Origin of the sequence: Leptobacterium flavescens, assembly GCF_010671605.1 — a bacterium.
Lineage (GTDB): Bacteria > Bacteroidota > Bacteroidia > Flavobacteriales > Flavobacteriaceae > Leptobacterium > Leptobacterium flavescens.
The window spans coordinates 110,536-125,662 of record NZ_JAABOO010000004.1 but is presented as its reverse complement, the minus strand read 5'-3'; the positions used below and the strand labels follow the sequence as shown (position 1 = coordinate 125,662).

Annotated in this window: 23 protein-coding genes; 22 read left to right on the top strand and 1 reads right to left on the bottom strand. The window is 35.5% G+C overall.

Annotated features, from left to right (window positions below):
- Window positions 1-170: 170 nt before the first annotated feature.
- The 9 genes from GWK08_RS16775 (at window position 171) to GWK08_RS16735 (ending at window position 7,271) form a co-directional block, all read left to right on the top strand.
- The gene (locus tag GWK08_RS16775) at window positions 171-629 is read left to right on the top strand and encodes an HAD family hydrolase (RefSeq protein WP_163608409.1); all 459 of its coding nucleotides are present in this window, start codon (window positions 171-173) and stop codon (window positions 627-629) included.
- Window positions 630-714: 85 nt separating this feature from the next.
- Window positions 715-1,212 carry a GNAT family N-acetyltransferase gene (locus GWK08_RS16770; RefSeq protein WP_204336091.1) on the top strand — a complete coding sequence of 166 codons (498 nt, stop codon included), beginning with the start codon at window positions 715-717 and terminating at the stop codon, window positions 1,210-1,212.
- Window positions 1,213-1,221: 9 nt separating this feature from the next.
- Complete coding sequence (locus GWK08_RS16765) at window positions 1,222-1,845, top strand: Type 1 glutamine amidotransferase-like domain-containing protein (RefSeq protein ID WP_163608407.1); 624 nt, start codon at window positions 1,222-1,224, stop codon at window positions 1,843-1,845.
- A gap of 177 nt (window positions 1,846-2,022) precedes the next feature.
- The gene (locus GWK08_RS16760) at window positions 2,023-2,397 is read left to right on the top strand and encodes a DUF2200 domain-containing protein (RefSeq protein ID WP_163608406.1); all 375 of its coding nucleotides are present in this window, start codon (window positions 2,023-2,025) and stop codon (window positions 2,395-2,397) included.
- A 45-nt stretch (window positions 2,398-2,442) separates the two neighbouring features.
- Window positions 2,443-2,868, top strand: a complete 426-nt coding sequence (locus GWK08_RS16755; protein WP_163608405.1) for a VOC family protein — start codon at window positions 2,443-2,445, stop codon at window positions 2,866-2,868.
- 180 nt (window positions 2,869-3,048) lie between these two features.
- Window positions 3,049-4,437, top strand: coding sequence for an ankyrin repeat domain-containing protein (locus GWK08_RS16750; RefSeq protein WP_163608404.1), 1,389 nt, complete (start codon window positions 3,049-3,051; stop codon window positions 4,435-4,437).
- Window positions 4,438-4,641: 204 nt separating this feature from the next.
- Window positions 4,642-5,379 (top strand): hypothetical protein, encoded by a 738-nt coding sequence (locus tag GWK08_RS16745; RefSeq protein WP_163608403.1) that lies wholly within the window; start codon window positions 4,642-4,644, stop codon window positions 5,377-5,379.
- A 76-nt stretch (window positions 5,380-5,455) separates the two neighbouring features.
- The gene (locus tag GWK08_RS16740; RefSeq protein ID WP_163608402.1) at window positions 5,456-6,508 is read left to right on the top strand and encodes a sensor histidine kinase; all 1,053 of its coding nucleotides are present in this window, start codon (window positions 5,456-5,458) and stop codon (window positions 6,506-6,508) included.
- On the top strand, window positions 6,501-7,271 hold the full coding sequence (locus GWK08_RS16735; protein WP_163608401.1) for a LytR/AlgR family response regulator transcription factor: 771 nt from the start codon (window positions 6,501-6,503) through the stop codon (window positions 7,269-7,271). The genes GWK08_RS16740 and GWK08_RS16735 overlap by 8 nt, the downstream gene beginning before the upstream one ends.
- Before the next feature lie 49 nt (window positions 7,272-7,320).
- On the opposite strand, the gene GWK08_RS16730 is transcribed toward GWK08_RS16735, so the two are convergent.
- Window positions 7,321-7,551, bottom strand: coding sequence for a helix-turn-helix domain-containing protein (locus tag GWK08_RS16730; protein ID WP_163608400.1), 231 nt, complete (start codon window positions 7,549-7,551; stop codon window positions 7,321-7,323).
- A 134-nt stretch (window positions 7,552-7,685) separates the two neighbouring features.
- Here GWK08_RS16730 and GWK08_RS16725 point away from each other — a divergent pair, with 134 nt between their 5' ends.
- The 13 genes from GWK08_RS16725 to GWK08_RS16665 all read left to right on the top strand — a co-directional run bounded on the left by GWK08_RS16725 (window position 7,686) and on the right by GWK08_RS16665 (window position 15,101).
- Window positions 7,686-7,874, top strand: coding sequence for a hypothetical protein (locus GWK08_RS16725; protein ID WP_163608399.1), 189 nt, complete (start codon window positions 7,686-7,688; stop codon window positions 7,872-7,874).
- Between the two features lie 102 nt (window positions 7,875-7,976).
- Complete coding sequence (locus GWK08_RS16720; RefSeq protein WP_163608398.1) at window positions 7,977-8,726, top strand: GLPGLI family protein; 750 nt, start codon at window positions 7,977-7,979, stop codon at window positions 8,724-8,726.
- 125 nt (window positions 8,727-8,851) lie between these two features.
- Complete coding sequence (locus GWK08_RS16715) at window positions 8,852-9,478, top strand: DUF6985 domain-containing protein (RefSeq protein WP_163608397.1); 627 nt, start codon at window positions 8,852-8,854, stop codon at window positions 9,476-9,478.
- Complete coding sequence (locus GWK08_RS16710) at window positions 9,429-9,986, top strand: RDD family protein (RefSeq protein WP_163608396.1); 558 nt, start codon at window positions 9,429-9,431, stop codon at window positions 9,984-9,986. Before GWK08_RS16715 ends, GWK08_RS16710 begins: the two co-directional genes overlap by 50 nt.
- 15 nt (window positions 9,987-10,001) lie before the next feature.
- Window positions 10,002-10,535: a hypothetical protein gene (locus tag GWK08_RS16705; RefSeq protein WP_163608395.1), complete on the top strand. Its 534-nt coding sequence runs from the start codon at window positions 10,002-10,004 to the stop codon at window positions 10,533-10,535.
- A gap of 14 nt (window positions 10,536-10,549) precedes the next feature.
- Window positions 10,550-11,089 carry a hypothetical protein gene (locus tag GWK08_RS16700; RefSeq protein WP_163608394.1) on the top strand — a complete coding sequence of 180 codons (540 nt, stop codon included), beginning with the start codon at window positions 10,550-10,552 and terminating at the stop codon, window positions 11,087-11,089.
- 21 nt (window positions 11,090-11,110) lie between these two features.
- The gene (locus GWK08_RS16695; RefSeq protein WP_163608393.1) at window positions 11,111-11,659 is read left to right on the top strand and encodes a TPM domain-containing protein; all 549 of its coding nucleotides are present in this window, start codon (window positions 11,111-11,113) and stop codon (window positions 11,657-11,659) included.
- A complete protein-coding gene (locus GWK08_RS16690) occupies window positions 11,656-12,000 on the top strand; it encodes a hypothetical protein (RefSeq protein ID WP_163608392.1) in 345 nt (114 codons plus the stop codon). Before GWK08_RS16695 ends, GWK08_RS16690 begins: the two co-directional genes overlap by 4 nt.
- A gap of 12 nt (window positions 12,001-12,012) precedes the next feature.
- Window positions 12,013-12,444 carry a hypothetical protein gene (locus GWK08_RS16685; RefSeq protein WP_163608391.1) on the top strand — a complete coding sequence of 144 codons (432 nt, stop codon included), beginning with the start codon at window positions 12,013-12,015 and terminating at the stop codon, window positions 12,442-12,444.
- Between the two features lie 95 nt (window positions 12,445-12,539).
- The gene (locus GWK08_RS16680; RefSeq protein ID WP_163608390.1) at window positions 12,540-13,130 is read left to right on the top strand and encodes a DUF6985 domain-containing protein; all 591 of its coding nucleotides are present in this window, start codon (window positions 12,540-12,542) and stop codon (window positions 13,128-13,130) included.
- Window positions 13,131-13,208: 78 nt separating this feature from the next.
- Window positions 13,209-13,658: a hypothetical protein gene (locus tag GWK08_RS16675; protein WP_163608389.1), complete on the top strand. Its 450-nt coding sequence runs from the start codon at window positions 13,209-13,211 to the stop codon at window positions 13,656-13,658.
- Window positions 13,645-14,604 carry an ADP-ribosylglycohydrolase family protein gene (locus tag GWK08_RS16670; RefSeq protein WP_163608388.1) on the top strand — a complete coding sequence of 320 codons (960 nt, stop codon included), beginning with the start codon at window positions 13,645-13,647 and terminating at the stop codon, window positions 14,602-14,604. Before GWK08_RS16675 ends, GWK08_RS16670 begins: the two co-directional genes overlap by 14 nt.
- On the top strand, window positions 14,601-15,101 hold the full coding sequence (locus tag GWK08_RS16665) for a hypothetical protein (protein WP_163608387.1): 501 nt from the start codon (window positions 14,601-14,603) through the stop codon (window positions 15,099-15,101). Before GWK08_RS16670 ends, GWK08_RS16665 begins: the two co-directional genes overlap by 4 nt.
- Window positions 15,102-15,127: the final 26 nt, after the last annotated feature.

The window sequence follows — 15,127 nt, the reverse complement described above, 5'->3', positions numbered from 1 at the left end:
AAAAAAGGTGTGAATATTTGATACGTAAAGTTGCTGATACTGGTAATTATGATTTTAAATCAATCGTGTTTAATAACAAAAAGGTTGAAGTAGGGCAAATTCTGGAACAGAATATGAAATATTTTAAAGTAATGACGAAATCATAACCGGATCATTACTCAACATTTAAAATGAACATCAGTTTTGACCTCGATAGTACATTAATTCCAAATGGAAGAGAATTTAAAACCGAAAAAAGGAGCGGAATTGCAAAGCTGTTCGGGATTGAGGAACTAAGAAAAGGAACGCGTGAATTAATTACTGAATTACAAAATCAAGGGCACAAAATTCATATTTATACAACCTCGTTTCGGACAAAGGGAAAAATAAGGCGAACGTTAAGATATTACGGAATAAAAGTTGAGCGGATTGTTACCCAAAAAGAAAATCGACGTGTCCTGAAATCTCGAAATATTAACTCGTCAAAGTATCCCACAGCTTTCGGGTTTGACGTTCACATTGACGACTCAAAAGGTGTTGGAATGGAATCTGAACGATATAACTTTAATGCAATTATTGTTGAACCGACTGACGAAAATTGGATTGAAAAAATTGAAAATGGAATAAAAATGTTGGGTAGTAATGTATAATATATAGCTTGTTATATTAAACGTCAGGCGCAATTCGATAAAATAAAGACACGAATATTTTGTACAAAAACCTATGAAATATTTAATGCCACAAAAATTTGAAAGCGAAAGGTTGATCATCAGGACCTTTAATGATACCGATTGGAAGGACCTGCACGATTATTATTCGGATACGGAGACCACTAAATATACTTTTGGCCGGGTTTTATCTGAAGGTGAGACGTGGAGAACTGTTGCCAGTATGGTTGGGCATTGGTCCATCAGGGGTTATGGGCCCTATGCGCTTGAGGAAAAAGGATCGGGTAAAATTATTGGAGTGTCGGGTCTGTGGTATCCGGCAGATTGGCCCGAACCTGAAATTAAATGGGGACTTTCCAGAACTTTTCAGGGGAAAGGATATGCAAGTGAGGCCGCAAGAAAGGTAAAAGAGGTTGCAAAAGAATACCTCCCGGAAATGTCTTTAATAAGTTTAATACACTCAAAGAACAGTCCTTCCATCAAACTTGCCCTGGCAATCGGAGCTAATTTTGAAAAGGAAATTCTCTTTAGAGAAGATAATTGGAGTATCTATCGTCATCATTAAAAATAAAAGATGAAATATTATTTGTCTTCATATAAATTCGGTAATCAGATTAAAGAGCTAAAGAGGTTAATCCCTCAAAACAATAAAATTGGTCATATCAACAATTCAAGAGATTGGGTTGGCGCCGATCCTGAAAGAGTAAATAAACATCAACAGGAGGAAATAGAGTTACTAAATGAAATCGGATTTAAAGCCGAACCCTTAGATTTAAAAGAATACTTCAATAAAACTGAAGAACTAAAGAGTAAACTTAATTCATTAGGAGGAATTTGGGTAAGCGGTGGAAATACATTTGTATTGAGGATGGCAATGAAGTTAAGTGGATTTGATAGGATTTTCAAAGAATTGATAACCAGAAATGACTTTCTTTATGGTGGTTATAGTGCCGGAATTTGCATTTTATCAGACTCTTTAAAGTCGATCGATATTGTTGATGACCCAAATAATTTCCCATATAAGGGAATAAATAAACCGATCTATGAAGGATTAGGAGTCTTTAATTATTCATTCATGCCACACTATGATTCAGATCATTTTGAATCGGAAGCAATTGGAAAAGAAATTCAAAGATGTATAGATAACAAATGGTTATTTAAGGCCCTTAGAGATGGAGAAGTAATAATTGTTGAATAAAAATGATCAAAAAACCTGTACCTGGCATAGTAATTCATACTGTACATGACTGGTTAAAAGGCAGATAAAACCCTGCAATTTCATATCTTAGTTTCTCAGAATAGAACTTATACTTGTTCCGCAACCCATATGCGAACACGTTAGCACTAGTTAATTCAGAATTAAAATCTAACCAAAATGAAAGTTACAGCTGAAAAAAATGAAAAAATCGGAAAAATGATATTTGCATCCATTTATCCTCTTTACCTGAATAGATTAGAGAAAAATGGCAGAACAAAAGAAGAGCTCAACCAGGTGATAGAATGGCTAACCGGTTTTGACGAATCTAAATTACAGGAGCTGATCGATGAAAAAGTAAGTTTTAAAACATTTTTTGAAAGGGCAGAAATACATCCGAATGCACATCTTATTAAAGGCGTAGTTTGCGGGTATCGAATTGAAGAAATAGAGGATGAATTTGAATTGTATAAACAATGCAGGCGCATGGAAAAGTTGATTGATGAATTGGCAAGAGGTCGCAAAATGGAGAAAATTTTACGGGAAGCAAGTTAATTATCTAGCTGACAATTTTGGATTTGAACTCAAATTTCAGAAAAAATGAAAACAACAACATTTCTAACATTTGTAGGTGATCAGTGCGGAAAGGCTGAAGAAGCGATAAATTTCTACACTTCTATCTTTCCGAATTCGGAAGTTAATCGCATAATAAAATACACGGAAGGAGAAGCCGGAGGGACACCGGAGCTTATCAAATATGGGGTATTTACATTAAATGGTACAGAGTACATGGTCTCCGAAAGTAATTTTAATCACGCCTGGTCATTTACACCAGGAGTATCACTGTTCGTTGAATGTAACTCTGAAAATGAGATACAGGTTTTATTCGAAAAGCTTTCTTCAAACGGAGGCCGGATTATGGTTCCTCTTGACAACTACGATTCAGGGGATTATGGCTTTGGTAAAAAATTCGGATGGTGTGAAGATAAATATGGTATTTCATGGCAACTTAATCTTTCAGAATAAATTCTGACAATGCTTATTTTTTCATTTATAAGAAATTTACAGGGCATGTACCAGAGTTGAGATGCAGATATATTGATTCTAAATTGATAGTATAGCTAAAATCAAAAAAGAATTAAAACAACAGACAACAAAATGTAAAAACGCATTTTACACTGAACGCTAGCCACAATTTGAACAAGAATGAGAGCCTTACTGATACTTACATTTTATTTATTGATTCACCCCCAACTGTCTGCCCAGAACATATATCGTACGGCCTGCCGGGGAAACCTGGCAAGGTTGGACAGTATGCTTGTAAACACCTCAATTGATGTACCGGACGATCGTGGCAGGTCATTATTACACTGGGCCGTTGCCTGCAGGAAAAAAGAAATATTCGATCTTTTGATCCGGAAAGGTATAACCATTAACGGAGCCGATAATCAGGGAAGAACACCATTACACGTTGCCGTTCAGTTTAACAATACAGAGTATTTTGATCATCTGGTCAACTTACAACCCGACAACGATTGGACGTCTGTTTATGGAGCATCACTTCTGGAACTGGCGGTACTGAATAAAAACAAAACACTTACCGAAAAACTGATCGCTAACGGGGTTGATATAAACATCAAAAACAAAAGAGGAAGCACCGCCCTGGAAATTTCACAAAGAATTGGCGCCAAAGATATTTCCGAATTTCTGATCTCGCAGGGAGCGGATAAAAACCTTGTGCGCAAATTCAAAATGAAAGGAAAATATATGGGGCTGAAAGCTCCTGAAACCAGCCCTGAAATGTTTGCACCTAACTTTATTTCAACCGAAGAGCAGGAATTTGGCTCCGTATTTAATTCCAAAGGAACGGAGTTTTATTTTGGTGTGGATGTAAACGGAAGAAACGAGATCCGTTATTCCAGATTGAAAGGAAAACAATGGAGTAAACCAAAAACTATCATCTCGCACGAACGGTACAGCTACAATGACCCCTTTCTTTCAAATGATGAGAACAGGCTGTACTTTATCTCTAAAAGGGCCCTGGACGGCATCGGTAAAATTAAGGATGTCGATATATGGTATGTGGAAAGATCTGGTAACGGATGGTCCGAACCCATTAATGCCGGAACAAATATTAATACGGGCGGAGATGAATATTATATCTCCTTTACGAAGGACGGAACAATGTATTTTGCCTCCAACGGTCATAAACGAAGGGATACCACAAGAACAGATCACGATATCTACTATTCGAAGTTTACCAAGGGGGCATTTCAAAAACCTGTACGCCTGGGCGAAGCTGTAAACACCAGGGGTTATGAAGCAGATGTTTTTGTTTCACCGGATGGATCCTATATGATCTTTTGTTCAACCCGTGATAACGGATTTGGGCGCGGCGATCTGTATATCAGTTTCAGGGGATCTGATAATAAGTGGTCAAAAGCGATCAATATGGGTAAAGAAATAAATTCGGAGAATTATGAATACTGCCCTTTTGTAACCAAAGACGGGAAATACCTGTTCTATACAAGTAATCAGGATATCTATTGGGTAAGCACGAAAATCATAGACAAGATAAAAGAAGATAACCGGTAATAATGGTTATAATTCATTGCAATGTCATAAAATCATAGCCAGGATCGTTAGCTCAAATACTTCAAAAACAATTTAGTCTTATTTCCCTCTTCCCTATTCTTCCTTAGTTCTATTTAATTTTTCCTGCATTCATCGGAAACAGGTTTTTTGAATACGGTGCTCCCTGTAGTTTTGGGGCATCTTAAATCATTAAATCTATTTCTTATGAAAAACACAAAAAGGGAATTAATTTTTTTACGAACATTCGCACTTACTATGACCCTGGGAATCCTGACATTTGCCTCAGTTGCTTTTAAACGTTCCGGAAATCAGAAATTCGGGACCATCGATGTAGAACGTATTAACGTTGTAGAGAATGACGGCACTGTTAAAATGGTTATCACCAATGCAAAGCATTTCCCGGGCGCCGGAGACAGCATAAATAACAGAGTTTATCACAATCGTAAGAAACGTGCCGGAATGCTGTTCTTTACGGAAGACGGAAAAGAATGCGGTGGCTTTATTTACGATGGTGCCAAAACAGAAAACGGTCATAGTGCTGGCCTTTCCCTAACATTCGATCAATACGATGGAGATCAGGTAATGCAACTGATAACTACCGATAAAAAGAAGCAGAATACAAGACGTAAATCCGGATACCTTGTCTTTAACGATCGTGGTGATCATGAAACAAAAGAAAGTATGGATAAGGTAGCAAAGGAATTAGAGGCTATAAAAGACCCGAAAGAACGCCAGAAAAAGTATAAAGAATATTGGGATAAAGGAGTGTTTGGTTCGGTTAAAAGGGTTGCTCTGGGGCAGATACCCGGAAAACAAAACGGATTGTTCCTGTTTGACGACCAGGGAAAACCAAGAGCCAAGTTTTGTATAGACAAAGACAACAACGTAAAACTTGTAGCTTATGATGAGAAAGGAAACGTAGTTAGTTCCTGGCCAAAGTAAAGCTTTTAACTAAAAATGTATTTGCAATTAAAGGGCCGCTTCCTTGATTGCAAATACATATATTTACGCCTTTAATATGAAAACATACATCAACTACTTAAAAGAAAACAGATCTTTTGTCCTTTTTCTGTTTGCTTTCAGCTGGATATTAACCCTTAAAAATAAGATTGGGATCTCGAGTTCCTGGAACGACTTTGTTTTCCATCCCGACACTCCCTTTTGGGTTTTTATAGACGCCTTCCTCATTTTTTTGTTAACGGATTTTATTAAAAGAAGCGTTGAAAAAAACAATGCAAAGGAAACCCCATCTGTATGGATCTATTTAAAATTTTTCGGGATAAGTTTTATCTGCTATATGCTTATCGCAAATGTATTCGGAGTTCTTGTTTCGATAGCTTTTAACAACTTTTCCAGAAACTATAGTTCCTCTTATCAGGTAACCTACAGGCTTTTCAGTCAGATTATTGATTTTATGATCTTCGGCGGTTTCTCTTTAGCCTATTTATATTCCAGGGAAAACAGAAATTACAGAAAAAGGCTAAGTGCATATGAGATCAGTAATTCTAAGAGCAAAATACAGCAACTTAAGGCGCAGTTAAATCCGCACTTTCTTTTTAATAACCTGAATATATTAGATCAGCTTATTGAAGAAGACCGGCATAAAGCTTCCGATTTTTTAGGCCGTTTTTCAGAATTGTATCGCTATGCCCTGAGAAGTTCCGAAAAAGAACTCATCACTATCGGGGAGGAACTGGCATTTACTCAAAATTACTTTGAATTAATGCAAACCAAATATCAGGGATATTACCGGTTAGTTATAGCGGATGACATTAAAACTTCAAATACCATAGTTCCTCCGTTTTGTCTTCAAGTATTGGTAGAGAACGCCATTGTACATAACCTGGGAACAGCACAGGATCCTGTGATGATAACCATTACGGCAGAAAACGGAATTAAAGTTTCCAATAACAGGATCAGGCAAAGCAGAAAGAATAAAAGCAATGGTGTAGCCTTAAAAAACCTAAACGAACAATTTGAGCTACTTACGAATAGCCCTGTTACTATTCAGGAATCTGAGGATAGCTTTGCTGTTACCTTACCCCCTGTTAAAATGAACAACAATGATTAAAGTAGTAATTATAGAAGACGAAGCTCCCGCGAGAAAGAAACTCAAAAATTATCTGGAGAAGATCGGTGAGCCTATTGAGATCATAAAAGAAATTGAGACTGTGGATGAAACTCTGTCATTTTTTCAAACGTCACCTGATGTAGATCTGATCTTCTCGGATATCGAATTACGGGACGGCAATGTTTTTGACGTGTATAATCAAATAGTAGTTGACTTTCCTATTATTTTTGCTACTGCCTACGACCAGTTCTGGATGAATGCCTTTGAGACCAGCGGGATCGAATATTTGTTAAAGCCTTATACCTATGATCGTTTTGAAAAAGCCTGGAATAAGTATACTTCCCTGATAAACAAAACGGAGGTTAATTACAGTGATATCTTTAGTAAACTGGACACCTATTACCGGAATAAATTAGATCTAAAACCGGTATACAAAGAGTACATTCCCGTAAAATCGAACAGCGGTATTTACTTTTTAAAAGTAGAGGACATTCTCTTTATACAGTCGGATTACGGTGTTATTTTCGCCTACGACAGGAACGACAAAAAGCACCTGTTAAACCAAACCTCTCTGATAGAAATACAAAAGATACTCGACCCGGAAAAGTTCTTTAAGATCAACAGAAGTGAATTGGTCAACAAAGACCATATTGAAAAAATAAGTCGCTACACCAAAAACACGGTAGCCATTCATATAAAATCACATACATTAAAGACGAGTCAGAACAATACGGCATCCTTTAACTCCTGGATAGGATTATAATAGCACTTTAAACCTATTCTAATAAAAAAATTAAAAGCTCTTGATATTCCTAAAATTCAAAAAGGTTCTTTAACTCTACTCCTAACGCATTGGCTAGTTTTACGGCAGTAACCAGGGTAACATTGGTCCTTCCGTTTTCTATCCTGGAAATACTGGTTTTTTCTACATTTATTTCTGAAGCCAGGTCCAATTGAGAAAACCCTTTGGATTCCCGTAACTCCCTGACTCTTAAACCAAAATTCTTTTTGTACTCCAGTATTCTTTCCTTGCTGATTGACATATATGTCAATAATAATTTATATATTAGCATTTGGGGTAAACATATATGTCATCTTTATTGCTATTAATCAGGATTGTTTAATTAAAAATCTATTAGCAATGAAAAAATCATTTTTAACTCTTACATGCCTCTTCATGTTTACCATTACAATGGGTGTTTCCAATTTTTTGATCGATGTGGATTGTTTTCTGGATGCCATTGAATTCCTGGAAGAACTTGAAGAAGATCTGGGGTTCATGTTATCCGATGAACACGCTACAATTGTTTTAAACGAACAATATGCTGCCTGTGAATGTGTAGCCAATGGAAATTGCTGGATTTAAGCACATTAACATAAAGTCAAAACCTTTGAAACCAGGGAATGCTTAATTTTATATGAATTAAGCTTCTTTGGTAAGGATTGTCCGCTATCTAAACAAAAATGTATGTCTTCAACAAATTACATTTTATTCCTGTTTACAGTTATCTTTTTCTTTGTCGGCCCGGTACCCGCCCAGGTAAAGAAACTGGAAGCCACTTATAAAGTAGAGGTAAACAGAAAAAAGAACAGGCTACCTTCCAGACATTCGTTAAGGATCGATCAGATCTTTCAGCAGGTAGATCATATTAAAATGGATCTTCTATACAATAACGGAAAGTCTTCCTTTAAAGTCAGAGAAACCTGGGGTCTGGATTTCCGAACAGAACTCAATCGCAAAATAGCAGAGATCATTGCAGATGTATTTAATGACCGTTACCTGACAGATATTGAGAAAAACGCCCTGATCAGGCAAACCGAAAATGAAGGGGTTATTTATAATATTACTTCAGGATTCATCTCTTATAAATGGAAGTTACTGGAGGAGACTAAGGTTATTAACGGTTATCATTGCCTGAAGGCTATCAGTCATAAAAGTGTAAAGGATCGAAGTGGAAAAACAACGGTTTTGGAAATTATTGCCTGGTATACTCCGGAAATTCCTCTCCCGCTGGGACCCAAAGATTATACCGGACTTCCCGGCCTTATTCTCCAATTAAAAGAAGATAGCCGAAGGATCTATACCTTAAGTTTTGTAAAAGTCAATCCCGACTGGGATATTGTTATTGAACAACCCAGAGAAGGAAAGAATGTTACCAAACAAGAGTATCATAAGATCACTTCCAACAAATACAAAGAGCTTATCGATAAAAATTAAAGCTTTCAACTTAATATTCAGATCAATGAAACAGGAATACTGGAAAAATTAGTATATTTCCTACAAATTATTATCTTTAAGTCAGGAAAATATAACCTCCGAAACCGTTGTAAGCAATTTAAGAAATGAGCCAAGAAATCACAGAAATACAACCAAATGCTATTATTGGTGAAGATTATGATGGCTGGATAAATCTATCCGCCTGGAGAGGGTTTGAAAGTCGAAATGGATTTTATGGTTCTAAAGACTCTGAAAAAGAGTCTGACGGAACAATCAAAACCCATATAATTGGAGAATCTGCAGATTCTGTTCATGTTTTATCTCAAGCGCAGTTCAATGCGATTGACTTTTTGAAAAAGAACTCGGGATTGGTTCGTGATTCTTTACTAAACGGGCTTTTAAGCGATTATCCGAATGCAAAGGAAATTTACGAGGATTTTATGCCTGAAATAAATAGTGTAGAGGATTATAAAAGTAATCTTGGAGTTGCTTTCTTGCATATAATGGATAGTGAAAAAGAGGGTTATGCTTACATTGGTTTTGAATTAGGTTGCTCCTGGGATAATGAACATGGCGTTGGAGTAATGATGCACAAAGATAGAGTTGTGAAGATCGGGCTTGCTGAAGAATCATTTAATCACTGGAACTGTTATCATGACAATGGAACCGCAGAACACGAGCAAATGAAATGGGAAAAAGCCTATGAACAGATGCAGAAGCCTCAAAAAAAATGGTGGGAGTTTTGGAAGTAAAAGTGTTGGAACGAGAACTATAAAAAATTCGGAAGTGATATTAGAAAATAGAGCAAAAGCATTTATTGTTGATTACCTGATTATGATGATAATCTGGTTTCTAATTGTAACGCTAACTGACAATCTATTTCTGGGAATGCTAATTGTCTATCCAATCACAATGAATAAGGATTTTCTGAATGGAAAAAGTATTGGAAAAAGACTTTTTGGAATTCAAGTACAAAATCTACAAGGTAAAAAAGCATCAGAATGGAAAAGTTCGTTTCGGAATATTTTACTGATTATTCCTATTGATACACTAATTACTGTTTTAAGTCCTTCACGAAGAATTGGAGATCGGATCGCAAAAACTAAAATCGGAGTTGAAAAAACACAAAATTTAAAAACAATAAGCTCGGAATTGAAAAATTATCGAATCAATAAGGAGTTGATTTTCGGAATTATTTTCGGAATTGCCAATATCTATGGTCTTTTATGGTTGTACGGAATAATATTATCCAATTTATAGCAATACTAGGAAATCATGGCCGAAACTATTGTAGATAATATTGAACAATCGAATTTGAAAAAAATAGACTGGATATTATTAATTACATATCTCGGAATTCATTTAATTCTTGGAGTAGTCTATGCGCTAAACCTGTATGATAGAGAATGGATTCAAGATTTTTATTTTATAATCCCTTTTATTTTTGTTTTTCTAATTTTCGACATTTACCATAAACGACTTTGGAATAACAAAGTACTTTTGATTTGGGGAATTATAGGGCTTATTCAAACAATTGTTTACTATTATTATCATGATTTACCTCAAATCCAAGCAGTGAATGGAAATGATTTGATATGGTTAAAAGCCCTGCCATTGACAGTTTTAACGTCATTCATTTTTAATCTAATAAATAAAAGGATCTACGGTGATAATTTTATAGTAACTTCTTTACGACTTGACCCGAATCGGATTGACCCAAAGGATGGAAGAAAGTTAAGACCGGCGGACTATATTTTCTCTTTAAGTGGATTTTTGATAATAATATTTGGAACAGTATTTACAAATTAAAATAGAATTTAATAATGACTATCGCCGCTGTTGTTGCAATCATCATTATACTTGCGGTTATGCTCTATGAAATGAGTATATATGGCAGAGATGATCTAAATGACAAAGAAATTAACTCTAACGAATATGATGATGCCGAAATCCAGGTTATGGATTTACTACATTTGGTTGAGACTGAAAACAAAGAAGTCTTTGCCGAATTAATTACATATCACGGAGAAGACAGTAATAGACATCTTAAAACGCATCTTGATTTAAAAATAGGATCGGAAAACGAAAAGAACGATCGATATTTTAATTTTATTCAAAAAATGATAAATAAGTGCCACGAATTAAAACCTCCAACCAGAGGTGCTGACACTGATTTTACATTTGTGATTACCAATAGTTATGCAATGAAAAGGGGGAACTACGATATTGTTCGAGTGCAAATGAATTTTTGTACACCAGATGAAGAGGAATGCATTGAAAAGGCCTTTGTTTTCGATTTTATAAAGGGAATCAAAGAATATTTACTACTTGATATTGAGAATCTGGAATTATACAAAGAATAACTCTGTACAACAATACGCAAAATGAAAACCGGAACTAAAATATTAATCCTTTTTTTGGCTTTAAACCTGCTTTCTTTCAAGGGTATTGCTCAGGAAACAGAAACCAAAGCATCATCCACTATTGAATTTGATTTCTCAAGAGTTGAGAAATTTCGAAATACGAAGCTTAAAGGTCAGATAGTTAATGACTATGACAGCATATTCAGTCCCGGGCAGCGAAAGGAGCTATCAGACATTCTTTATGATTATAACTTAAAAACAACGCGTCAAATAGTTGTTGTAACAATCCATAGCATAAAACCCTATTCCGATATACAAAAAATGGCCACGGATTTAGGAAATTATTGGGGAATTGGGACTGCCGAAAAAGATAATGGCCTTGTAATTCTATTAAGCAAACCTGAAAGGAAAATTGGAATTTCGACAGGCAGCGGAACTCAACTGATCCTGACTGATGAGATATGTAAAAGTGTCATCGATAATATTATGATCCCCGAATTTAGAAAAGAAAAATACTATGACGGAATTAAGAACGGTGTGATTGAATTAATTGCAAAATGGGAACAATGAGTAATGAAACCTTAATCCTTCAGGGATCACCAAGAATTGAAATAGTATTCATGGAAGAAGAGTTTGAAATTAATGGAAAACAGAACTTCATGATTAAAAAAATGAAGTATGATGAAGTCAAAGAAATTAAATTCAATAAAGGGAAAATTCCATGGTTTTCGGGCTTAATTACCGCAATCATAGATTTATTGACAGGTCACGGCGTTGGGCAATGGAAAAAGGAAAAAGGCAGTATCGAAATAGCTACCCGAGAAGATAGCTATAATGTTCTTTTTAAAATGTATGACCGGGAACAGGTACCTATGGCGATAAGAAGGTTAAAAGAAAAATGCAATCTTTAAAAAGATAACTTAATGGGGATATTCGGAAAACTATTTGGCAGTAAAAAAATAAAAATAACCGATCCGGATTTCGGAGAAATAGAGAGTGTTAGCGTTCGGGGGAATAAAGTTGACTGGCAGGTCCTCAGAAAATTTCTAGGCTCCGATATTGAGATCCTGATTGAAGGAGATCAAAATGGGATTTCAGAAACTCAAAAGCAAGTTCTACTCAATGCTTTAAATAACGAAACACAAATAAGATCTGAAGCAGAAAAGGCGCTCAAAGAGCAATATGACAATGCAGAAATGGAATTTCTATCCATTGAAGATCATTTTGATGTAAAAGCAATTTCTGTCGAGGAAAACGGATTTGAACTGACTTTTCAGGAAAAAGAAGGGCAGAACTATTATTTTAATGTCTATTTCGAAAACAATAAACAGATAGGAGTTTCAATAGATGGGTAACTCAAAGGCAAATAAACATAGTATATTTCCTATAAATTGTTGTCTTTAAAGTCAGAAAAAAATAGGGCATGAAACCGTTGTAAGCAATTTAAGAAATGAGCCAAGAAGTCACAGAAATACAACCAAATACTATTATTGGTGAAGATTATGATGGCTGGATAAATCTATCCGCCTGGAGAGGGTTTGAAAGTCGAAATGGATTTTATGGCTCAAAAGACTCTGAAAAAGAATCTGATGGAACAATCAAAACTCATATAATTGGAGAATCTGCAGATTCTGCTCATGTTTTATCTCAAGCGCAGTTCAATGCCATTAAGTTTTTGAAAAAGAACTCGGAATTGGTTCGTGATTCTTTATTAAACGGGCTTTTAAGCGATTATCCGAATGCAAAAGAAATTTACGAGGATTTCATGCCTGAAATAAATAGTGTAGAGGATTATAAAAATAATCTGGGAGTTGCTTTCTTGCATATAATGGATAGTGAAAAAGAGGGTTATGCATACATTGGTTTTGAATTAGGTTGCTCCTGGGATAATGAACATGGCGTTGGAGTAATGATGCACAAAGATAGAGTCGTGAAGATTGGGCTTGCGGAGGAATCACTTAATCACTGGAACTGTTATCATGACAATGGAACTGCGGAACAGGAGCAAATGAAATGGGAAAAAGTCTATGAACAGATGTAGAAGCCTCGAAAAAAATGGTGGGAGTTTTGGAAGTAAAAGTACCGTGTACAACCATGATTACTATTTATTGTGGTTCTGATGGTTATTGGAAAGCACCTTTTTGGAATCATAATAAAATCAAATAATTTGTTCAAGAAATATACAAAATTGACCTACCAAGAAAAATCAATGATTCTATATGGAATCTCCCTGATAACTCCAATATTCTTTGGGAGTTGGCTAATTGGAGTATTTGGGCTCATATTTGGTATAGTTGGAGTATTTGAATTTAACCCTTTTTTGGGACTTCCCTGGATTGCGAACTTTCTTTATTTTGGAAATTTGATCTTTAGAAAAATAAATCTAAAACTGAAAACTGGAATATCATTTCTAACAATTACGTTTGGACTATTTACGATCGGAATCAGAAAAGTTCCCGTTCACGAGGGTGGATTAAATGCCGATGTTATTGTTGGGATTGGTTTTATACTTTGGCTTTCAAGTTTTATAATATTACTAATCGGGCAAATAAAAGATGGAATCAAATAAAGTTACAGATGCATTGTTTGGAGTAGCAATCGGAGATGCCGTTGGGGTTCCGTTTGAATTTAGCTCCAGAGATAAAATGGCTTCAAATCCCGCAAAAGGAATGGTCGGATATGGAACTTATAATCAGCCCGAAGGAACATGGTCTGATGACAGTTCATTGACATTTTGCCTGGCAGAATCATTGTTACATGGTTACGATTTGCAAGACATTTCAAAAAGGTTCATTAAATGGAAGGAAGAAGCATATTGGTCCGCACGAGGTGAAGTCTTCGATATTGGAATGACAACCTCAAGAGCTATTTCAAGATTAAAAAAGATAATCGAAGATGGCGAATTGCAGGAATTAAAAATGCTAAAATACTATGGGGATGAATACGATAATGGAAATGGCTCATTAATGAGGATCCTTCCTTTGTTGTTTTATATAAAAGACCGGCCTATAACCGAGCAATTTAAAATTATATGGGAGGTCTCAGCACTAACACACAGGCATATTAGAGCAGCTATGAGTTGTTTAATATACCTGAAGATTGCAGAGAAACTACTGGAAGGAAAAGAGAAAACCGAGGCCTACTCAGAGATGAGGATTGAAATTGTAAGATTCTGGGAGGAAATGAAATTTTCCGGGCAAGAAAGAGAGCACTTTGTGAATATAATCCAAAATGATATTAGGGAAGTACCCGTCGATAGTTTGAAATCGGGGGGATACGTAATCGAAGTACTTGAGTCAAGTATTTGGTTTTTTCTTAAAAAAGAGAGTTATGAAGATACCATATTATCAATTATCAATTTAGGACACGATACCGATACATCAGCTGCAATTGCAGGAGGGCTAGCAGGGATCTATTATGGACTGAACGGAATTCCGGAATACTGGGTAGTCTCAATTGCAAGAATGGAAGATATATTTGAGCTAGGAAACAAGTTAAATGAAAAAGTTTTATGAAAATCAACATAGTTACATCCGAATTAAAAAAAGCAAACCGGTATTTAAACTTATCGCTGTTGATTTTCGCATTATTTATGTTGCTGTTTTTTATTTCATTTTGGTTTCCGAACAATACTTTAATTAAAAACCTATATGCGATCAGTGTTTTTGTCAGCGGTGGTTCAATATTGTTTTCCGTTATTCTATTAATATATAGACAAAGCTGTAAAAAGGTAATTGATTTAGATCAGAGCGAAATAATGGAATTAACCATCAACTCCCATATTGATCCAAGCAAAATTCTAAAATTGAATGACATAGAATATGCAGGAAATCAAATAAAAGTAGTGTCTGATTCCAAAATTTATGAAATCGATAAGTCAACAGCATTTGAATTGATAAAAAATGGAAGTGATCTAAACGCCAGGGCTTTTTTCAAAAAAACCAGTAGATTTGACTTCCCCCCTAAAGAATTGTTTAATGAATTAATGTCGATACTCTGGGCAGCAAGTTGAAAAAGTAGTTATCCACAAGCCAAAAA